At 39.5% G+C, this 22,879-nt stretch carries 17 protein-coding genes and 1 riboswitch; all 17 genes read left to right on the forward strand.

Going from position 1 to position 22,879, the window contains the following annotated elements; genetic code table 11:
* The first annotated feature begins 31 nt into the window (after positions 1-31).
* The gene (locus tag RCJ95_RS06285) at positions 32-463 is read left to right on the forward strand and encodes a DUF1934 domain-containing protein (RefSeq protein WP_004231523.1); all 432 of its coding nucleotides are present in this window, start codon (positions 32-34) and stop codon (positions 461-463) included.
* Entirely contained in the window at positions 463-2,130 is a 1,668-nt protein-coding gene (argS, locus tag RCJ95_RS06290) for an arginine--tRNA ligase (protein WP_446722025.1), read from the forward strand. The genes RCJ95_RS06285 and argS overlap by 1 nt, the downstream gene beginning before the upstream one ends.
* 231 nt (positions 2,131-2,361) lie before the next feature.
* Positions 2,362-2,751, forward strand: a complete 390-nt coding sequence (locus RCJ95_RS06295) for a MerR family transcriptional regulator (protein WP_446722063.1) — start codon at positions 2,362-2,364, stop codon at positions 2,749-2,751.
* The gene (locus tag RCJ95_RS06300; protein WP_446722026.1) at positions 2,744-4,246 is read left to right on the forward strand and encodes a class I adenylate-forming enzyme family protein; all 1,503 of its coding nucleotides are present in this window, start codon (positions 2,744-2,746) and stop codon (positions 4,244-4,246) included. Before RCJ95_RS06295 ends, RCJ95_RS06300 begins: the two co-directional genes overlap by 8 nt.
* Position 4,247: 1 nt before the next feature.
* Entirely contained in the window at positions 4,248-5,915 is a 1,668-nt protein-coding gene (locus RCJ95_RS06305) for an acyl-CoA dehydrogenase family protein (protein ID WP_337976293.1), read from the forward strand.
* Between the two features lie 57 nt (positions 5,916-5,972).
* A riboswitch (cobalamin riboswitch) is annotated at positions 5,973-6,155 on the forward strand.
* A 136-nt stretch (positions 6,156-6,291) separates the two neighbouring features.
* On the forward strand, positions 6,292-7,260 hold the full coding sequence (locus tag RCJ95_RS06310) for an ABC transporter substrate-binding protein (protein WP_369578674.1): 969 nt from the start codon (positions 6,292-6,294) through the stop codon (positions 7,258-7,260).
* Positions 7,257-8,258 carry a FecCD family ABC transporter permease gene (locus RCJ95_RS06315; RefSeq protein WP_004231533.1) on the forward strand — a complete coding sequence of 334 codons (1,002 nt, stop codon included), beginning with the start codon at positions 7,257-7,259 and terminating at the stop codon, positions 8,256-8,258. The genes RCJ95_RS06310 and RCJ95_RS06315 overlap by 4 nt, the downstream gene beginning before the upstream one ends.
* Complete coding sequence (locus RCJ95_RS06320; RefSeq protein ID WP_446722027.1) at positions 8,255-9,715, forward strand: adenosylcobinamide amidohydrolase; 1,461 nt, start codon at positions 8,255-8,257, stop codon at positions 9,713-9,715. The genes RCJ95_RS06315 and RCJ95_RS06320 overlap by 4 nt, the downstream gene beginning before the upstream one ends.
* A gap of 12 nt (positions 9,716-9,727) precedes the next feature.
* On the forward strand, positions 9,728-10,291 hold the full coding sequence (locus tag RCJ95_RS06325) for a cob(I)yrinic acid a,c-diamide adenosyltransferase (protein WP_004231536.1): 564 nt from the start codon (positions 9,728-9,730) through the stop codon (positions 10,289-10,291).
* 361 nt (positions 10,292-10,652) lie between these two features.
* The gene (locus tag RCJ95_RS06330) at positions 10,653-12,872 is read left to right on the forward strand and encodes a heterodisulfide reductase-related iron-sulfur binding cluster (RefSeq protein WP_446722028.1); all 2,220 of its coding nucleotides are present in this window, start codon (positions 10,653-10,655) and stop codon (positions 12,870-12,872) included.
* A 196-nt stretch (positions 12,873-13,068) separates the two neighbouring features.
* Positions 13,069-14,274 (forward strand): acetyl-CoA C-acetyltransferase, encoded by a 1,206-nt coding sequence (locus RCJ95_RS06335; protein ID WP_257521116.1) that lies wholly within the window; start codon positions 13,069-13,071, stop codon positions 14,272-14,274.
* Positions 14,274-15,125: a 3-hydroxybutyryl-CoA dehydrogenase gene (locus tag RCJ95_RS06340; protein ID WP_004269435.1), complete on the forward strand. Its 852-nt coding sequence runs from the start codon at positions 14,274-14,276 to the stop codon at positions 15,123-15,125. The genes RCJ95_RS06335 and RCJ95_RS06340 overlap by 1 nt, the downstream gene beginning before the upstream one ends.
* Positions 15,126-15,184: 59 nt before the next feature.
* The gene (locus tag RCJ95_RS06345) at positions 15,185-16,321 is read left to right on the forward strand and encodes an acyl-CoA dehydrogenase (protein WP_257521117.1); all 1,137 of its coding nucleotides are present in this window, start codon (positions 15,185-15,187) and stop codon (positions 16,319-16,321) included.
* Positions 16,322-16,448: 127 nt separating this feature from the next.
* Positions 16,449-17,585: an acyl-CoA dehydrogenase gene (locus tag RCJ95_RS06350; protein ID WP_004269437.1), complete on the forward strand. Its 1,137-nt coding sequence runs from the start codon at positions 16,449-16,451 to the stop codon at positions 17,583-17,585.
* A 3-nt stretch (positions 17,586-17,588) separates the two neighbouring features.
* On the forward strand, positions 17,589-18,221 hold the full coding sequence (locus RCJ95_RS06355; RefSeq protein WP_004269438.1) for a TetR/AcrR family transcriptional regulator: 633 nt from the start codon (positions 17,589-17,591) through the stop codon (positions 18,219-18,221).
* A 91-nt stretch (positions 18,222-18,312) separates the two neighbouring features.
* Positions 18,313-21,561 (forward strand): fused isobutyryl-CoA mutase/GTPase IcmF, encoded by a 3,249-nt coding sequence (gene icmF / locus RCJ95_RS06360; protein WP_446722029.1) that lies wholly within the window; start codon positions 18,313-18,315, stop codon positions 21,559-21,561.
* Positions 21,562-22,011: 450 nt separating this feature from the next.
* Positions 22,012-22,554, forward strand: a complete 543-nt coding sequence (gene rpoE / locus RCJ95_RS06365; RefSeq protein WP_004269441.1) for a DNA-directed RNA polymerase subunit delta — start codon at positions 22,012-22,014, stop codon at positions 22,552-22,554.
* The last annotated feature ends 325 nt before the right edge of the window (positions 22,555-22,879 follow it).

Below are 22,879 nucleotides of genomic sequence, written 5' to 3' on the forward strand. Positions count from 1 at the left end.
TATAGTAAAAGACTAAAAAGGGGCATCCGTTATGGCGAACGATGTAAGATCGCAAGTGAACATAAAGCTCATTTCTACCATTCGTCCAAGTGATGGGGAGTCCGAAAGTTATGAAATGTGGCTCAAAGGGCAGCTACTTGAAAAAGCAGGAAGCTTGTATTTGAAATATGATGAGGTGCAGGAGGATAAAACCATCCGCACAACGATGAAGTTAGGTCATGAGAAGGCACTAATTATGCGTGCTGGAGCGGTTAATATGCGATTACCGCTGAACATAATTGAACAACAAAAAGGGCATTATGAAAGTGAGTTCGGTGCTATGCCACTCGTGATTGATACGAAAAATATGACGTTTACAAAACTGGCAACAAGCGGAGATTTCCATGTACAGTACGATTTACTAATGGGTGGGCAATCCGTTGGCAACTATACATTAGATATTACATTTACGGAGGTACAATGATGAACGCAGTAGAACAAGTACAACAGGCTATTAAAGCAGCGATCGTGCAGGCTGTTGAAAAAGCTGGTCTAGTTGAGGCTGGCACAGAATTATCGATTCACCTAGAAACACCAAAGGATAAAGCAAATGGTGACTATGCAACAAACATTGCGATGCAATTAACAAAGTTAGCTAAAAAGCCACCTCGTGTTATCGCCGAAGCTATTTTAGAAAATCTTGATACAACAGGCACAGATATTGAAAAGATCGATATTGCAGGCCCAGGCTTCCTGAATATCACAGTGCGTAAAGATTTCCTAACAGAGGTAGTGACACAGGTGCTTGAGCAAGGTACGGACTATGGCCGCTCAAATGCTGGCGCTGGGGAAAAGGTTCAAGTGGAGTTCGTTTCAGCAAATCCTACGGGAGATCTTCACCTAGGACATGCTCGTGGCGCTTCTGTTGGTGATTCCTTATGTAATGTGTTGGATATGGCTGGTTACAGTGTTTCTCGTGAATATTATATTAATGATGCAGGTAATCAAATTAATAACTTAGCTTATTCATTAGAAGCGCGTTATAAACAAGCATTAGGAATGGAAGCTGAAATGCCAGAAGACGGCTATCATGGGCAAGATATTATTGATATTGCAGGTAAATTAGCAAAAGAGCATGGTGATGCAATTTTAGCAAAATCAGATGATGAGCGTTTTGCCTTCTTCCGTCAGCACGGTTTAGCTTTAGAATTAGATAAATTAAAAACAGACCTAGCAAACTTCCGTGTAAATTTTGATGTCTGGTATTCTGAAACGTCTCTATATGAAAACGGAAAAATCGAAGTAGCTTTAGATAAATTAAAAGCCAATGGACATGTGTTTGAAGAGGATGGTGCTACTTGGTTCCGCTCTACAACATTTGGTGATGATAAAGATCGTGTGCTAATTAAAAATGATGGGTCATTCACATATTTAACACCAGATATTGCTTACCACGAAGACAAAATTGTCCGTGGCTTCGATAAATTAATCAATATTTGGGGAGCTGATCATCACGGATATATTCCACGTATGAAAGCAGCGATTCAAGCGCTTGGTTATGATCGTGATACGTTAGAAGTGGAAGTTATTCAAATGGTTCAGCTTTATAAAAACGGTGAAAAATTCAAGATGTCTAAGCGTACAGGAAATGCAGTAACAATGCGTGAGCTTGTAGAAGAGGTTGGCCTTGACGCAGTTCGTTACTTCTTTGTAAAAACAGCTGGCGATTCTCATATGGACTTTGATCTTGACCTTGCAGTATCACAATCTAATGAAAACCCTGTGTACTATGCACAATATGCGCATGCACGTATTTCATCTATTTTACGTTCAGCAAATGAACAAGGCTTTGCTGCTACAACAGAACATCTCAATTTGTTAACAGCAGAAAAGGAAATCGATTTACTGAAAAAGATTGGTGATTTCCCGAAAGTGGTAGCGGAAGCAGCGAAACACCGCACACCGCACCGTATCGCAAACTATATTCAAGAAACAGCAGCTGCATTCCACAGCTTCTATAATGCAGAAAAAGTATTAGATGCTTCAAACAAAGAGTTAACAGAGGCTCGTTTAGCATTAATTACGGCTGTCCGCACAACAATTGCAAATGCACTACGCTTAATCGGCGTATCTGCACCTGAAAAAATGTAATTAAACTTTAAGCTCCTAACCTGAAAAGGGTTAGGGGCTTTTTTAATGGATAGAAGGCTGAATATGAGAGATAAAGTTCCAAATGTGACGGATAGAAAGACAAAAGAAACGGATAAACCGTGGGAAATTAGCTGTTTCAAACTTTGTTTTTCTGTTAATTACGAAAATTCTGTTGTAGTTTACGTTAACGTCAATGGTATACTGTTGCCAATTAGGAAAGGGGAGATGGTTTTGAAGACGATTCAGGAGGTAGCAAAGGAGTTTAATGTGTCTACGCGGACAATTCGTTATTATGAGGAACTTGGGCTTCTTTGCCCCCATCGTTCATTTACCAACCAACGAACCTTTTCAAAAAAAGAATTGGCGAAGCTCAAGCTTATTTTCAGAGGCAAGCGTTACGGTTTTTCGTTGGAGGAAATCAAAGAGATGGTTTTACTATTTGATTTTGATCGCTCAGGAATTCAGCAATTAGAGCGAACGGTTGAATACGGTGATCAAAAAATTCAAGAGATTGAGAGTAAAATAGCTGAGCTGACGCAGATGAAGCATGAGTTACAGCAAATGCATGGCATGTTTAGTGAAAAATTAGCGACTTTAAAGGGAGAGATGCAAGATGAATAGTTCCAATTTGTTAGCACGTAATGCCCGTAAGTATCCGAAAAATGAAGCCGTTATTTGTCATGGCAGAAGAGTAACCTACCAAGATTTAGATAAGCAGGTGACACGTTTTAGTCATGCTTTACTAGAGCAGGGAGTAAAGCAGAGGGATAAGGTTTTAATTTTTATGCCAAACGTTTTAGAGTTTGTAGTCAGTTACTTTGCTATTCAGCGTATCGGAGCGATCGTTGTGCCAGTCAATGCGAAATTTACATTGCAAGAAGTAGAGTACGTGGCGCAGCATGCCGAAGCGAAGGCAATTGTCGTAGATGAGACTATTTTTGCAGCAGTTGAACAGCTAGCTGGAATTCCGTTAAAAATTAAAACAGGTCAAGAAAAAGTGGGATGGCATCAATATGAAATAATGCTTCAAAATGCTAGTACACAAACAATTGATTGTCAGTTACAAGAGGATGACCCTTCCACGATTTTATATACATCTGGTACGACAGGAAAACCAAAGGGTGTGTTATTTAGCTACCGTAATATTTTAACAGTGGCGCAAATGATAGCTGTTGAAATGGAGGTAAAGCCCGAGAGCCGTATTTTGCTCATGATGCCATTAACACACTCTGCACCATTACATTTATTTTTAATGGCGGGTGTATTGGTAGGCTCAACAAATGTATTAACACCAACTTTTACACCCGATTTATTCATTGATTCCATTGAAAAGGAGAAAACAACACATTTCTTTGGTGCACCTGTTGCTTATTTATTAACGGCACAGATGCCAAGGCTACATTCGGCAGATTTGTCTTCTATGAAATGGTGGGTCTATGGTGGGGCACCGTTATCTCAAAGTGAGGTTCGATTCATTCAGCAGGCATTCCGCACAAATAACTTAACTTGTGTATATGGATTAACAGAGGCAGGTCCAAGTGGTTCATTATTATTTGGCAAGGAGCATGAAGCAAAGGCAGGAAGTATTGGTCAGCGGGCGCCACTTGGTACAGAATTGCGTATTGTGAATAACAGTGGAGAAGATGTAAATGTAGGCGAAGTGGGGGAAATTGTCTTGTTGGGTGAGGGTAACATGCTTGGCTACTATAAGGATGAAGTAGCAACTAATGAAGCCTTTATTGACGGTTGGTTAAAAACAGGAGATCTAGCTCGTAAGGACGAAGATGGTTTTATTTGGATTGTAGATCGTAAAAAGGATGTCATTATTTCGGGTGGTGTCAACATTTATCCGAAAGAAATTGAAGATTGTTTATTGAGCTTTGAAGGAATATTCGAGGTTGCGGTAATTGGTGTGCCACATCCGCAATGGGGCGAAACGGTAAAGGCGGTGTATTCTGCTAAACAAGACATCGATGAGGAAGCTTTGAAAGCTTATTTAGAGGAACATCTTGCAAAATTTAAAATACCACGTATTTTTGAAAAAGTGGAAGCGCTACCACGCAATGCATCAGGCAAAATATTAAAACAAAATTTGAAGGGACAAGAGGTGAGATAGCATGAAAGTATTACAAAAAGAAGCAATGCGTACTACGAACTTTTTTACGGAAGATGACACGCTTCAAAAAATAGTAGGAATGATGTTAGATAAAGAGTTTCTATCATATGCCCAACGAGAGTTAACAGATTTTGGTGAGCTATGTGCAGGTGATATTGATACGAGGGCAAAGCATACAGATCGACAGAGTGAACCTCGCCTTCAAAGATATGATGCCTATGGTGAAGAGATATCAGAGGTTTGGGTTAATGATGGCTATAAAAAAACGATTGAAGAGACATATAATACTGGGATTGTAGGTTATGTACACAAGCATATTCCGCAGCTAGGTCACAAGGGGAATTATGTTTATAGCTTTGCACAAGGTTATTTGCTATCACATGCAGAGCCAGGATTTTATTGTCCTGTAACATTGACGATGGCTACTGCCTATCTATTAGATCATTATGCAGATGAAGAGGTAAAGCAACGTTTTTTACCACATGTTTGTGCAACAGGTGACACAGATTTATATGAAGGTGCGACCTTTTTAACAGAACGTCAAGGAGGCTCTGACGTCGGTGCAAATGTGGTGGAGGCGAGAAAGGATGGCACTGCGTATCGTCTATATGGTGAAAAATACTTTGCATCCAATGCGGGCATGTGTGGTGTAGCGATGGTATTGGCACGAATAGAAGGGGCGCCAGCAGGTTCCAAAGGCTTAACGTTGTTTGCAGTTCCTTGGCGTAAAGAAGATGGTACAACAAATCATCTACGTATTCGTCGATTGAAAGATAAATTAGGCGTTCGGGCAGTTCCCTCTGGTGAGGTAGAATTTGATGGTGCACTTGCCTATGTTGTAGGGGAGCAAAATAAAGGGATTTATTATATGCTAGAAGCACTAAATCTCTCAAGAATTTGTAATGCAGTCGCTTCTATTGGTATTATGCGTCGTGGCTTCTTAGAGGCAAAACATTATGTAAGCAATCGACATGCATTTGGCAAGCCCTTAACACAATACCCTATGATTCAGGATACTTTAGGGAAATTTGCAGCTAAGTTGCACGTGGAAGTAGCGACAGTTTTTGATCTTATTCAATTATACGATAAAGTGACAAGTGGACAGGGAACACAGCAAGACCTTATTATGAATCGTTTATATATTGCCATTATGAAAAAGGAAACGGCAGAGCAAGCTGTTCACTATGCTAGTGAGGCAATTGAATTACACGGGGGTAATGGCTATATAGAAGACTTTGTAACGCCCCGCTTATTAAGAGACGCGCAAGTGTTGACGGTGTGGGAGGGGACGGCTAATATTTTGGCCTTAGAACTCATTCGTTTAGTGAATAAGTTTCATGCACATGAACTGTTTGTCTGTGAGATGGAGGAACGATTAGAGAAATTAGCTGAAAGCTCACTAGTACAAATCGTTAAAGAACAATTGGCGAATATTTCTATAAAACTGCAAATTTTTAGCGCTTTAGACGAGGCAACGAAAACTTTTGAAGCAAAAGGTATGGCTGAAAAAATGGCTCACCTTTATGAAAGTGTCATAGCGGTTGAGTGGGCACATAAATTTGGTGGAAAATATGAAAAACTAGCGGACGTTTATTTAGAACAGACATGGTCATTAAGAGAAATGGGTGCTCAAATGAAAACAGTCCAATACTTTTCTGAAATTGTATAATGGCCGGGGAGTCGTCTTGAATGGAGGCGACTTCTTTCATTTTCATGTATAATGAAATCAACTGAATATTATAAAGGTTCTTTACTTAAGTAAAGTGAAAAGGGAAATCGGTGTAATTCCGATGCGGTCCCGCCACTGTAAGTGTGAGTTTTTTCAAATGATGCCACTGAAGATTTCGGGAAGGCTTGAAAAATCGCAAGTAGCACTAGCCAGGAGACCTGCCTTTATAACGACATGACAACCTACGAGGATAGGGTGGTGGATTTTGTATCAGTTTTTTGGTGCGATTTTGCCCCCTCATCGTTCAAAGATGAGGGGTTTTATTTTGATGCAAAATAAAGCGAAATGTCGCATGGACCAACGAAGGAGGATTCACATGAAGAAATTTTGGAAAATAGGATTATCAGCATTTTTAGCAGTAGGCTTGCTAGCTGCTTGTGGGCAGGAAGCAAAAGATAACAAGTCATCTAACGAGCAGCAAACACAGCAAGAAACAGCACAGGTGGATGAAGCAACATTCCCAATGACGATAACAGATGCCCTTGGTAAGGACATTACACTTGAAGCACCTCCTGAGAAAATTGTTTCACTTATTCCGAGTAATACTGAAATCCTTTTTGGACTAGGTTTAAATGATGAAATAGTTGGTGTTACTGACAACGACGATTATCCGCCAGAGGCAGCTGAGAAGGATAAGGTTGGCGGTATGGAGTACGATATTGAAAAAATTATTGCCTTAAAACCAGATATCGTTTTTTCACACGAATCTAGCATGTCTCTTTCAGAAGAGGCTATTGCACAGCTTGAATCAGCAGGTTTGAAAGTTTTTGTAGTAAGAAATGCACAAGACTTTAATGAAACATATACAACAATTGAGCAACTTGGACGTGCTACAGGGAAATTACCAGAGGCAGAAAAAATTGTTGCTAATATGAAGGCGAAAGTAGAAGAAGTTTTGTCTAAAGTCAAGGATGTTGAACCCAAAAAAGTGTTAGTTGAAGCATCAGATGAGCCAGATATTTATACAGCTGGCAATGGTACGTTTATGAACGCGATGCTTGAAATGATCAATGCAGAGAATGTAGCTGTAGATGGCGATAATTGGTATAAAATTGATGCAGAACAAATTATCGCAAAAAATCCAGATGTCATCGTGGTGACATATCATTATGTACCAGATATTTTAACGAAAATACCAAAACGGGCGGGCTTTGATACGATTAATGCCGTAAAAAATAATGCGATTGTGCAGGTAGATGAAAGTACAACAAGTCGTCAAGGGCCACGTTTAGCAGAAGGTCTAGAAGAATTAGCAAAAGCAATCTATCCTGAGGTATTTAAGTGAAAAAAATAGCACTAGCCTATACACTAACATGTACGCTTCTTCTTATTAGCATCTGGTGTGGCGTAGCGATAGGCTCAGTTCATATTCCATTAGAAGTATTATGGAATAAGGCGGTTGATGAAACAGCCGCCAATATTTTTTGGAAAATTCGTTTGCCTCGCGTGTTATTAGCGGGACTAGTAGGCGCATCTCTAGCTATTGCTGGAGCAGCATTCCAAGGTTTATTAAAAAATCCATTAGCAGATCCATATACACTAGGGGTTTCATCAGGGGCATCTGTTGGTGCTGTTTTAACGATCTTTTTTAGTATTTCTATACCTGTTGTCGGTTTGTATGCGCTGCCAACCTTCAGTATGATTGGTGCTATCATCACGATGGTAGTTGTTATGAGCTTTGCTAGACTCGTAGACCGCTCATTGAAAATGGAAACGTTGATATTAACAGGTGTTATTTTTAGTTCATTTTTAGGTTCCCTTATTTCATTAATGATTGCCTTATCTGGTGAAGAATTACGTCAGGTAATAGGCTGGCTACTTGGTTCTGTTTCGATGCGTGGTTGGCCATATGTCCAAATGATCATTCCATTTGTGATTGTAGGTTCAATTATGCTATGGACACAAAGAAGAGAACTAAATGTTTTGTTGTATGGTGAAGAACGGGCAAAACATTTAGGTGTTAATGTGAAGCGCAGTAAATATTTGATATTAGCAGGTGGCTCCATGCTCACTGGAGCGGCTGTAGCGGTTTCTGGCACAATTGGCTTTGTAGGATTAGTGGTGCCGCATATGACAAGGATGATTTGGGGTTCTGATCATCGCCATTTATTACCATTATCTTTTTTCAATGGTGCAACATTACTCATTATTTGCGACCTAGTAGCACGAACAATCATTGTGCCAAGAGAGCTACCAATTGGTGTTATTACGGCATTTATTGGAGCTCCTGTTTTCTCCTATATTTTTTATAAGCAGCGAAGAAGTAAGGGGGTACGGGCATGATTATTGTTGAACAGCTATCAGGTGGCTATGAAGATGTACCAATCGTCAAGGACATTAGTTTTACTGTTGAAAAAGGAAAAATTCTTGGTATTCTAGGGCCGAATGGTAGCGGGAAATCTACATTATTAAAAGTAATGAGTGGTATTTTACCAGCTACTGCTGGAACCATTTCGATTGATGGACAAAATATTCTTTCTTATAATGCTCGTGCTTTGGCAAAAAAAATGGCTGTATTACCACAGCTTCATGCAAATGCTTTCTCAAACAGTGTGAGAGAGGCAGTTTCACTGGGGCGCTATCCGCATCAAACAGGCTTTTTCTCGAGTTGGTCTGAACAGGACGAACAGGCTGTACAACATGCTATGCTACAAACAGGTGTAAAGCGATATGAGCATACACCAATGGAATTTTTATCTGGTGGTGAACAACAAAGAGTATTTGTAGCACAAGCCTTAGCTCAAACTGCAGAAATACTATTACTGGATGAACCAACTAATCATTTAGATATTGCCCACCAACGTCAAATTTTAGATATGGTTCGGAAGGAAGCGATGGAGTGTGGTTTAACGGTTGTTATGGTACTACACGATATGAATTTAGCCTCTCTTTATTGTGATGAATTATTGCTGATGGAAAGCGGACGAATGAGAGCACTTGGTGCACCACATGAAGTATTAATTGCCTCCCAAATTGAAGAAGTTTATCAAGCACGGGTGACTACATATGCTCATCCTGAAATACCAAAACCTCAAATTACAATGATGCCCGCAGCTACAGACTACCAACAGCGAGCTATCATCAAAAAAGAGCATTTTATGATAACTGAACAATATATCCAACTTCAATCAGAGCTTCCTTTGAAGACCGTATCTTCGGCAGTTCATAACCCGGGTATAGGCTGGCATAATTGCTTATTAAATCGCTCAGTTCCTGGGGATTATGTCATCAGCGATGTGAAACGAGAAGTTAAAGAATTTTTAAAAAAGGAAAATTTTTCACCTACCAATACTGTTGTTATGCTAACCGCAGTACCAACAGCTCTAGTGGCCATCAATGAATTTTCAGCACCTTTTGGCAGTATAATCGTAGCTGTAACTGCTGGCGTAGGCAATGCAGTTGATGTATCTCGAGTCCATGAAAGACAAGATGATCCATATATTGGTACTATTAATACATGGGTTATCATTAATGGCTGTTTATCGGAAGAGGCATTTTTTCAGGCATTGATGACAGCAACTGAGGCAAAAACAAAGGCGTTGCAATCAGAAAATATTCGTGATGAACGGAGTGGAACTATTGCAACAGGTACTGCTACAGATAGTCTGTTAATTGCTGCAACTCAAAAAGGGGAAGAAATGCTGTATGGTGGCCCAATTACAGAAGTTGGTAAAATGATTGCAAAGGGTGTCTATGAAACAACAGTTCAGGCGATTAGGAATTACAAAAATCAATTTTAGGAGATGAGAGAAATGAAGCTTTACACGAAAACAGGCGATACGGGGAAAACAAGTCTTATTGGAGGACGGGTTGATAAAGATAGTTTACGTGTGGAAACATATGGGGCAATTGATGAATTAAATTCCTTTATTGGGAAGGCTGTAAGTGAATTAGATCAAGCGCTTTTTAAGGATATTTTAACAGACTTAGAGACAATTCAGCATGAGCTGTTCGATGCTGGTGGAGACCTTGCTAATGTGATGAAAGAACGTCATTATAAATTAACAGAGCAACCGATTGAAGTACTTGAAGCTCGTATAGATGCTTTATCAGACGAAGCACCACCTTTACAACGTTTTATTTTACCAGGAGGTGCACCAGCAGCGGCAACTTTACACATTGCACGCACGGTTGCACGTCGAGCAGAGCGTGAGATGGTGACCCTCATGAAAGAAGTTGAAGATGTACCAAAGGTTGTACAAAAATATTTAAATCGCTTATCGGATTATTTATTTGCAGCTGCACGTGTTGTAAATGCTCGCTTAAACGTTGCAGATGTTGAATATATCCGCAGTGGGAATGTTTTTAAAAAATAAAGTTTGATTTAGTAAATGTTTTTGTACAAAAAATGAATTGCCAGGTATTAAGCTACGGGGCGGTATAGATTTGTATGCATTTTTAGCAGATGTTCAAATGTCTACTGAATATGCGACATCCAACTAAGTACAAAAGGTAAGGAAAGTAAAAATTGCTACTTTGAAAAAATTCAGGGTGGCTTTTTTTCTTGTAAAATGTAAGAATATAAAATTATCAGAAATATTTCCGTTTTATGTTGACTGAATGCTCACTCATTTATTAGAATAGGAATATAATGATAAAGTGAAGTACATTTCTGTATGAACTAGCAAATTCGTCACAAAGAGAGAAAATTACGACAAACTAAAGGGGGGACCAACCATGAGTCCATTATTAATTGCTAACATTGTCTTAACAGTCGTGGTTGTGCTTTATGCAGTAGGATTGTTCTTCTACCTGTTGAAAACACGCTATAAGTATGTGCAATTGGGGAAAAAGGTTGAGTTTGATGAAAGTGTTAAAGAACGACTTCGTTATATTATGGTCAATGTATTTGGTCAAAATAAGCTATTAAAGGATCCAAAGAGTGGTTTAATACATGTTATGTTTTTCTATGGATTTTTGATGGTACAGTTAGGGGCCATTGATTTAATTTGGAAAGGACTAGCACCAGAGTCACATCTGCCACTAGGCATTTTCTATGGTGTCTTTACATTCTTCCAGGAACTAGTAGTTTTAATGATTTTAATCGCGGTAGTGTGGGCATTTTACCGCCGCTATGTTGAAAAGCTAGTGCGTCTAAAACGAGGATGGAAAAACGGCCTTGTATTAATTTTCATTGGGGGGTTAATGGTTTCTACATTAATCGCTAATGGTATGGGATTAATTTGGCATGGTGAGGGATTAACTTATACGGAGCCAGTTGCTTCAAGTATTGCTGCTATTTTTGGCTTCTTACCTACATCAGTTGCCGCAGGTGTGTTTTATGTAATGTGGTGGGCACACCTTGTAATTTTATTAACATTCCTTGTATATGTACCGCAGTCTAAACATTTCCATTTAATTGTCAGTCCGCTTAATGTTTACATGAATCGCTTAGATCGTACGGGGACATTAACACCAATTGATTTTGAGGCCTTAGAAAATGCTGAAAGCGAAGAGGATATGCCTTCTATTGGGGTAGGACGCATACAGGACTTCACACAAAAGCAAATGCTCGATCTATATTCTTGTGTAGAATGCGGACGTTGTACAAACATGTGTCCAGCAACAGGAACAGGAAAAATGCTGTCTCCTATGGATTTAATCGTAAAATTGCGTGACCATTTAACATTTACGGGAGCAGTCGTAACAAAGCAAAAACCATGGGTTCCTTATCAATTCTTTGCCAATACAAAGGGTAATCAGCTTGCAATGGCAGCTGGTGCTGAAGGTGCTGTAATTGAGGATATCTACAGTCCATCTTTAATTGGCGATGTCATTACAGAAGAGGAAATTTGGGCTTGTACGACATGTCGTAACTGTGAGGATCAATGCCCTGTAATGAATGAGCATGTTGATAAAATTATTGATCTACGTCGTTATCTAACAATGACTGAAGGGAAAGTAAATCCTGATGCTCAACGTGCAATGACGAATATCGAACGACAAGGTAATCCTTGGGGCTTGAACCGCAAGGAAAAAGAAAATTGGCGTGATCTAGATCCAACAATCCAAATTCCAACTGTAAAAGAGCTGAAAAAATCTGGCGAGGAAATGGAGTATTTATTCTGGGTTGGTTCGATGGGAGCTTTCGACAATCGCTCTCAAAAAATCGCTTTAGCATTCTGCCGTCTATTAAACGAAGCTGGTGTGAAGTTTGCAATCTTAGGTAATAAAGAGAAAAACTCTGGGGATACACCTCGTCGTTTAGGGAATGAATTCTTATTCCAAGAGCTAGCTACAGCAAATATTGATGAGTTTGAGAAAAATGACGTGAAGAAAATTGTAACAATCGATCCTCACGCCTACAATATCTTTAAAAATGAATATCAAGACTTTGGTTGGAAAGGTGAAGTGTATCATCACACTGAGTTATTAAATCAGTTGATTGAGGAAAATCGTCTAGCGCTAAACTATGAGGTTCATGAAACGATTGTTTTCCATGATTCTTGTTATTTAGGCCGCTACAATGATGTATATGATGCCCCACGTGAGATCCTTCGAGGAATCCCTGGCGTGAAGCTTGTTGAAATGGAACGTAACCGCGAAACAGCGATGTGCTGTGGAGCTGGTGGTGGATTAATGTGGATGGAAGAGCATGTAGGAAATCGCATTAACGTAGCTCGAACAGAACAGGCTCTTGCAACAAATGCATCAGTTATTTCATCGGGCTGTCCTTACTGCCTAACAATGCTAGAAGATGGTACAAAGGCAAAAGAGGTTGAAGACTCTATTGGAACATTTGATGTTGCAGAATTACTAGAACGTTCAGTGTTTGGTGAAAAAGTAAAGGCAGTTAATCCTTCTTCCGAAGAAACAGAAGAAACATACGAAGAAGTGGTAGCGTCTATAGAAAATGCTCGACAAGACGAGAATACGGAAGCGAACGCAGAAAAATGATTGCTATTGCAGAAATATTTTAGTTATCTGAAAAATATAAATTGCACAATAAAAAATTGTTTTGTAGAATAAGATTAAATGGGAATGGGAGTTGAGATAATAAACTCCCATTTTTCCTCGATAGAAGTCGAGCGAGCGTTCAGTCAATAATGCTTTGCAGCTTCATCGAGAACGTAAAACAAAAGGGGTGTTTTACTTGAATAGAGCTGTAATTTTAGCAGGGGCAAGAACTGCATTTGGTAAATTTGGAGGTTCATTATCAGCATTACATGCAAGTGATTTAGGTGCGATTGCAATTAAAGGGGCATTAGAGAAAGCAAATCTTGCACCTGGGCAAGTGGATGAGGTAATTTTAGGTTCTGTTTTACAAGGGGGACAGGGGCAAATTCCTTCTCGACAGGCTGCTCTGAAGGCAAATTTACCAACAGCAGTAAAAACAGAAACAATCAATAAAGTTTGTGCTTCAGGGATGCGTGCCGTGACATTAGCAGATCAATTGATTCGTTTAGGGGACGAAGAAGTGATTATTGCGGGTGGCATGGAATCTATGTCCAATGCACCATATTATCTTCTGAATGGTCGAAATGGTTTGCGTATGGGAGATTCTACAATGGTAGATGGCATGCTATATGACGGCTTAACATGTGCTTTCGATAAAGAAAGACCGCATATGGGTAGCTATGGTAATGCAACAGCTAAAGAGTTCTCGCTAAGTCGAGAAGAACAGGACACTTGGTCAGTACGCAGTCATGAACGTGCGCTAGCCGCAATTGAAAAAGGTTACTTTGCTGAAGAAATCGTACCAGTAGAGATTCCTCAACGGAAAGGTGATCCACTTATTGTTGATACAGATGAGGCACCAAGAGCAGGAACATCTTTGGAGGTACTGGCGAAGCTAAAACCAGCCTTTGACAAAGATGGCACGATTACAGCAGGTAATGCACCTGGGGTTAACGACGGTGCATGTGCACTTGTTGTCATGAGTGAGGAACGTGCAAAACGTGAAGGTAGAGAACCATTGGCAGTAATCGTTGGTCACGAAGAACTTGCGCTTGAGCCAGAAAACTTCCCACAAACACCAGGTCTTGTTATTAATAAATTACTGAAAAAGACTAATAAATCATTAGCAGATATTGATTTAATTGAAATCAATGAAGCCTTTGCAGCGGTAGCTTTAGTCAGCAAGCAGTTGGCAGATTTAGATGCAGAAAAAGTGAATGTTAATGGCGGTGCAGTTGCTTTAGGTCATCCTATTGGGGCATCTGGAGCACGTATCATATTAACACTTGCACAGGAATTGAAGCGTCGTGGCGGTGGCATTGGCATTGCCGCAATTTGTTCAGGCGGCGGCCAAGGTGATGCAATTATGATTGAAGTACCAAAAACAGGGGGACTGAACTAATGGGAATTCAAAAGGTAATGGTCATTGGTGCAGGGCAAATGGGCTCTGGTATTGCCCAAGTTTGTGCACAAGCAGGCTTTGATGTGAAATTGAACGATATCAAACAAGAATTTTTTGAGCGTGGTTTAGGGGTTATTACCAAAAATTTATCACGTGATGTAGAAAAAGGGCGTAAAACAGAAGATGAGAAGGCTGCTGTTCTAAGTCGAATTAGTATGTCACTAGATTTACAGGATGCTAGTGATGTAGATATTATCATTGAAGCAGCTGTGGAAAATATGGAAATTAAGCAATCCATTTTTAAGCAACTTGATGGCATTGCGCCAGCCCATGCTATTTTAGCTACGAATACATCTTCACTGCCTATTACAGAAATTGCAGCAGTAACAAAACGTCCAGAGCAAGTAATTGGTATGCACTTTATGAATCCTGTACCAGTTATGAAACTTGTTGAAATCATTCGAGGTTTAGCAACAACAGATGAAGTGTACAAAGCTGTTGAAGAGATGACGGTTAAATTATCGAAAACACCAGTAGAAGTGAATGATTTCCCAGGATTTATTTCAAACCGAATCCTACTACCGATGATTAATGAAGCAATTTATGCACTTTACGAAGGTGTGGCGACAAAAGAAGCAATTGATGATGTGATGAAGCTTGGTATGAATCATCCAATGGGGCCATTAACATTGGCAGATTTCATTGGATTAGATACTTGTCTTTACATCATGGAAATTTTACATGAGGGTCTTGGAGACAGTAAATATCGCCCTTGCCCACTGCTACGTAAATACGTTGCAGCTGGCTGGCTAGGTAAGAAATCAGGAAGAGGTTTTTACGTTTACGAGTAATCCTATGGGGATGGGGTTATTTAGATGTTTCGGGACAACTTAGAGGGGTGACATTATAGATGCATTTGCAATTTACAGATGAGCAAATTATGATGCGCGATATGGTTCGTCAATTTGCTCAGGAAAAAATTCAACCATGGGTGGCGCGAATGGAAGCGGGAGAATTTCCACGTGAACTTCTACAGCAAATGGGTGAACTTGGCTTAATGGGGATTACGACGCCAGAAGACTTAGGTGGCTCTGGCATGGATTTTACATCTTATATTATTGCGATTAATGAACTATCAAAAGTAAGCGCTGTAATGGGTGTTATTTTATCCGTCCATACTTCAGTTGGAACGAATCCAATTATTTACTTTGGGAATGACGAACAAAAGAAACGTTATGTACCAAAGCTTGCAACAGGCGAATATTTAGGCGCATTTTGTTTAACAGAACCAAGTGCAGGCTCAGACGCTGGCTCTTTACAGTCTAAGGCAGTGCGTGATGGCGATGATTATGTGATTAACGGCTCCAAAGTATTTATTACAAATGGTGGAGAAGCTGATGTGTATATTGTATTCGCCTCAACTAACCCAGCTGAAAAAACAAAGGGTATCTCAGCATTTATTGTTGAAAAGGGAACGCCTGGTTTAATCATCGGAAAAGATGAGCATAAGATGGGCTTACACGGCTCACGTACAGTTCAGCTGACATTCGATAATTGTCGCATTCCAGCTGACAACCTACTTGGGGAAGAGGGAGAAGGCTTTAAAATTGCGATGGCCAATTTAGATGTTGGACGAATCGGCATTGCAGCACAAGCGTTAGGAATTGCTGAGGCGGCACTAGAAGCGTCTACTGCCTATGCTAAAGAACGCATTCAATTTGGCAAGCCGATTGCCACGCAACAAGGTGTTGGATTTAAGATTGCGGATATGGCAACGGCAGTTGAATCTGCAAAACTGTTAGTCTATCGTGCAGCCGATTTACGAGCAAAAGGTTTATCATGTGGAGCAGAAGCTTCAATGGCTAAACTTTTCTCATCACGAACAGCGGTACAAACGGCAATAGAGGCTGTTCAAATATTTGGCGGCTATGGCTATACGGAAGATTATCCAGTAGAGCGCTATTTCCGCGATGCAAAGGTGACAGAAATCTATGAAGGTACAAGTGAGATTCAACGACTAGTCATTAGTAAACATTTACTGAAATAAAGCCTGATATTGCGAATGGTACAAAGTGATGTGTACCGTTCCAGAGTAAGGGAAAAACGCTCCTAATCTAAACTAACCATAATCAGGTAATACAAAACAGAGTCTAACTAAAAAGGGGAAATGGACAATGAACTTTCAGTTAACAGAAGAGCATGAACAATTACGTGAAATGATTCGTGATTTTGCTATAAATGAAGTGGCGCCAACAGCTGCTGAACGTGACGAAAATGAAGAATTTGACCGTGCGATTTTCGACAAAATGGCGGAGCTTGGGCTTACTGGTATTCCATGGCCTGAGGAATATGGTGGTGCAGGATTTGATTACCTTGCATATGTCATAGCTGTTGAGGAACTTTCACGTGTTTGTGCTTCGACTGGTGTAACTTTATCTGCACATACTTCACTGGCAGGTTGGCCACTTTACAAGTTCGGTACAGAAGAACAAAAACAAAAATACCTTCGTCCCATGGCTGAAGGCAAACATATTGGTGCGTATGGTTTAACAGAACCTGGCTCTGGCTCTGATGCGGGTGGCATGAAAACTTATGCAAAACGTGATGGCGATGATTATATTTTAAACGGCTCAAAAATCTTTATTACGAACGGTGGAGTAGCAGATACATATATTGTATTTGCAGTAACAGATCCAGAAGCAAAACATGGCACATCCGCATTTATCGTGGAAGCTGGATTTGAAGGTTTCTCTGTAGGGAAGAAAGAAAAGAAATTAGGAATTCGTTCATCTCCAACAACAGAGATTATTTTTGATAACTGTCGTGTTCCAAAGGAAAATCTATTAGGGGCTGAAGGGGAAGGCTTTAAGATTGCCATGACGACACTAGATGGTGGACGTAATGGTATTGCAGCTCAAGCAGTAGGAATTGCACAAGGAGCACTCGATGCAGCAGTTGACTATGCCAAAGAACGTGTGCAATTTGGTAAACCGCTCACTGCAAATCAAGGCATTTCCTTTAAATTAGCTGATATGGCAACGCAAATAGAGGCTTCTCGACTTCTTACATACCAAGCGGCATGGTTAGAATCTAATAACCTACCATATGGTAAGGCATCTGCAATGGCGAAATTAATGGCTGGCGATACAGCGATGAGTGTAACGACAGAGGCGGTTCAAGTATTTGGTGGTTATGGTTATACAAAAGATTACCCTGTAGAGCGCTTTATGCGTGATGCTAAAATTACACAAATTTACGAAGGTACGCAGGAGATTCAACGTCTTGTTATCTCGCGTATGCTAACGAAATAATTGATGACTGATAAAGATAAAAGGCCCCAAGTACAGTCAACCGTAAAAGATGAAAATCTAATCGCCATTCGTCGTGAACAAATGATTCAAGGAGCTATTAAGCTATTTAAAGAAAAAGGCTTTCACCGTGCCACGACGAGAGAGATTGCAAAAGCTGCAGGCTTTAGTATCGGTACTTTGTATGAATACATCCGAACGAAAGAAGACGTTCTATACCTTGTTTGTGACAGTATCTATCACCATGCGATGGAGCGTCTTTCAAGTTATGAGATTAAAGCAGGAACAATTGATGAGTTAAAAGAAATGATTCGGGAATACTTTCTGCAAATCGATAGTATGGTTGATGAGCTAACAATCATGTATCAAGAAACAAAATCATTGTCGAAAGAAGCACAACGCTATGTTTTTAGTAAAGAGTTTGAAATGGTTGCCACATTTGAACGCTTGTTACAGCGATGTGTGCAGTCTGGCGAACTAACAATGACAGATAAGCAAATCCATTTAGCAGCCAATAACTTAGTTGTTTCAGGACAAAGCTGGGCGTTTCGCAAATGGGCTTTACATCGTCAGCATTCTATTGACGAATTCATTGACATGCAAATCACCTTGTTCATTTCAGGCATAAAGGGGTTTTAATATTTTGTAAGGGGTTTGTCGGCAATTGCATATAGCGATATTGCAATTGCCGGCTTTTTTTATTCAATATGGGAGAGAGTGGGGATTTCATATGACAAAGGTAGAAGTATATCGTCCAAAAAATCACGTACGTTTTGTGACAGCATCGAGTCTTTTTGATGGACATGATGCTTCAGTCAATATTATGCGACGCATTTTACAATCGAGCGGTGTAGAGGTAATCCATTTAGGTCATAACCGTTCTGTTGAAGAAGTCGTGAATGCTGCGATACAAGAAGATGCACAAGGGATTGCTGTTTCTTCTTATCAAGGCGGACATATGGAATACTTTAAATATATGTATGATTTACTGCGTGAAAAAGGAGCACCACATATTAAAATTTATGGCGGTGGTGGAGGAGTTATTTTACCTCGTGAAATTAAAGAGCTTCATACGTATGGCATTGCAGGTATATTCTCACCAGAGGATGGCCGTGTTTTAGGGCTACAGGGAATGATTAATGAACAAATTAAAGGAACAGATTTTCCTACTGCAACAGGTAATTATTTAGAGAAATTAAAGGCTTTAACGACAGAGACGCCTGAAATTTTAGCCAATCTAATAACAGCAGCTGAGTCAAATGACGATGAAGCTACGAAAGAAATGCTAGCAGAGGCAAGAAAGCTTTCAAAAGGTACGCCTGTAATGGGGATTACGGGAACAGGTGGTGCAGGGAAATCATCCTTAACGGATGAACTAATTCGCCGCTTCCTAAAAGAATTCCCAGATAAACGTGTAGCCATTCTATCAGTCGATCCAACAAAGCAAAAAACGGGTGGAGCTTTGCTTGGGGATCGTATTCGCATGAACGCTATTTTTAATAATCGTGTTTATATGCGTAGTTTAGCAACACGTGGCTCACGTACTGAATTATCTGCATCAATTGGTGATGTGCTAGATGTAGTACGTGTAGCGGGTTATGACTTAATCATCGTAGAAACAAGTGGAATTGGTCAAGGTGATGCCGAAATTACTAAATACACGGATCTATCCATGTATGTCATGACAAGCGAATTCGGTGCACCTACACAACTTGAGAAAATTGATATGATTGACTTTGCAGATGTTATTGCGATCAATAAATTTGAGCGAAAAGGCTCAGAGGACGCCCTACGACAAGTACAAAAACAATATCAACGTTCACGCGAGCTTTGGGATGAATCACTTGATAACATGCCAGTCTATGGTACAATAGCTAGCCAATTTAATGACAAAGGAACAAATGCATTATTCGCTGCCCTTGTTAAAATAATTAACGAAAAAACAGGTTTTAATTGGGAAACAAGCTATGAGCAATTTGCGAAAACGCAAAAGCAAGATGTTATTATTCCAAACGATCGCCGTTATTATTTACGTGAGATTACGGACACTGTCCGTGGCTATCATAAAAAAACAGAGCAGCAGGTGGCATTTGCTCGTCGACTGTTCCAATTAGAAGGTGCTATTGCAGCCGTTCAAGAAAAAGCGCCAGATGATGTGCTTGTGGCATCGCTTACTTCTTTAGCAGAAGGTGTTAGAGATGAATTAACAGCAGAATCTAAGCGTATATTGGATAATTGGCAGGCATTAAAAGAAGCTTATGCTGGTGATGAGTTTGTGACTAAAGTTCGTGATAAAGAAATTCGTACCATCTTAAAAACAACTAGTCTTTCTGGCACGAAAATTCCAAAAGTAGCCTTACCGAAGTTTGAAGACTATGGGGAAATTTTGCGTTGGGTTTATAAAGAAAATGTTCCTGGCGAATTCCCATATACGGCGGGGGTTTTCCAATTCAAACGTGAGGGTGAAGATCCGAAGCGTCAATTTGCTGGCGAGGGAACACCAGAACGGACAAATAAACGCTTCCACTATTTATCAAAGGATGATGATGCAAAACGTTTATCTACAGCATTTGACTCTGTAACATTGTATGGGGAAGACCCAGATTACCGTCCAGATATTTACGGTAAGGTTGGAGAATCAGGTGTATCGATCTGTACACTAGAAGATATGAAAAAGCTTTACGCAGGCTTTGATTTATGTGCACCGTCTACATCTGTATCAATGACTATTAATGGACCAGCACCTATTATTTTAGCGATGTTTATGAATACAGCAATCGATCAACAAGTTCAATTACGTGAGCAAGAGCTAGGACGAACTTTGACAGTTGAAGAGTTTACCGAGACACGCGAAAAAACATTGCAAGTTGTACGTGGAACAGTACAAGCTGATATTTTAAAGGAAGATCAAGGACAGAATACATGCATTTTCTCAACAGAGTTTGCCTTACGTATGATGGGTGATATTCAGCAATACTTTATAGACCATAAAGTACGTAACTATTATTCTGTTTCCATTTCGGGTTATCATATTGCGGAAGCTGGAGCAAACCCTATTTCCCAATTAGCCTTCACCTTAGCTAATGGCTTTACGTATGTAGAGTATTATTTAAGTCGTGGCATGAATATCAATGACTTTGCACCAAATTTATCATTCTTCTTCTCAAATGGACTAGATCCAGAGTATACAGTAATCGGCCGTGTGGCACGACGTATTTGGGCTATTGTAATGCGTGATAAATATGGTGCTAATGAGCGCGCTCAAAAGCTAAAGTATCATATTCAAACGTCAGGGCGCAGTTTACACGCACAAGAGATTGATTTTAATGATATTCGTACAACATTACAGGCTTTAATGGCATTACAAGATAACTGTAACTCATTGCATACAAACGCCTACGATGAGGCCATTACTACACCTACGGAGGAATCTGTAAGACGTGCTATGGCAATTCAAATGATTATTACAAAAGAGCATGGTCTAGCAAAAAATGAAAACCCACTACAAGGCGCATTTATTGTTGAAGAATTAACAGATCTTGTGGAAGAAGCAGTTCTTGAAGAGTTTGATCGTATTAATGATCGTGGCGGTGTGTTAGGTGCTATGGAAACACAATACCAACGTGGTAAAATTCAAGAAGAATCTATGTACTACGAAATGTTAAAACATTCAGGGGAGTTACCAATCATTGGTGTTAATACTTACTTGAACCCAAATCCACCTTCAGATGCTGATATAGATAATATGGAAATTGCGCGTGCATCGACAGAAGAAAAAGAGACGCAAATTCGTAATTTACAAGCTTTTTGGAAAGCAAATGAAGAGGAAAGTGAAGCTGCGATTGCACGTCTACAAGAAGTGGCCGTCAATAATGGCAATATTTTTGCGGAGCTGATGGAGTCAGTAAAAGTAGCAAGTTTAGGACAAATTACAAAAGCTTTATATGAAGTTGGCGGACAATATCGTCGTAATATGTAAGCAAGGTTGTTCAAAACTTCTTGTTTTCTATTTCAAGTATCATGCTTCTCTAATTTCTAGTGTCTAGTCTTAAGATTAGGCACTTCTTTTTATTTTCGTTATAATAGAAATGTAAAAAAAGGGGAGGCGCAGTAGAGGATGAAATCAGCTATTCACTACATAATTATATTAGCTTTAGTATTGGGAGCCTTTTTCCTGTATAATAAGCAAATTGGCGCTATTCCTTTACTACTATTATCTGTCTATTTGTTTTATCTTGGAATAAAAAAAATGCGTAATATAAAAAACAGTAATTGAAGCTAGCAAAGGGGCTAAAACTTTGTATATAATGGGTATTATGCTTATTGTATGGAAAGTACCTTTTGCGTGGCCTTTTTTGCTGCGCTTGGAGAATAAAGCACCATGTAATTTTAAAACGTCCATTGTGATGAGGGAAAGGAAGTGCACGAATTGAATTTTCGTGAAATGACAAAGGAACAATTAACAGAAGAATCGTTAATTAACTTAGCTTATGCAATTTTAAATGAAAAACGTGCCTCAGTGTCTTTTAATGATTTATTAAAATTAATTCAAGAGCTTGTGGGCTATAGTGATGCAGAAATGAAATCCCGTCTGTTACAATTTTATACAGACATCAATATTGATGGTCGCTTCTTATATAATCAAGAAGCAGGCTGGGGCTTACGTGAATGGTTTAAAGTAGAGCAAATCGAAGAAGAAACAGCGCCTTCTGTTAAGACTCAAAAGAAAAAATCTAAAGCTGCCTTTGATGAAGAGGATCTTGATGAAGATGTAGACTTAGATGAAGAAGATATCGACTTTGATGAAGATTTTGAAGAGTTCATTGATGAAGAAGATCTTGAAGAAGAAGATGACGATAAAGAAGACATCGACTTTGATGATGAAGAGCTAGAAGAAATTGATGAAGAAATTGATGAAGAGTTTATCGATGAAGAGGAAGAAGAATTTGAAGAAGAAGAGGAAGAGATCTAATACAGTACTCTTAGAATTTTCTTTCTTTTAAGCTAGAAGCAAAAAATCTTGACTTCTATCACGGTTACGTTTAATCTTTTACTTGGGCTCCTTAAAAGAAGGAGAAAGACCGTGTATATAATACGCTCCCCCTGCAAACCTATGCAGGAGGAGCGTTTTTTTGTTTTTAACTTTAATCATTTTAGTTCTCCCATACTTTTAATATCGATATGAATATAAATGTTTTTAATTATTCATGATGTATAGTAAACGGTGACTGAATAGCTATTAGAGTTTTATGGTTTAAAGGAAAGTGGAAAAGAGATAGAACCGATTACAGCTTCGA

The organism is Lysinibacillus sp. BSL11 (assembly GCF_052928325.1).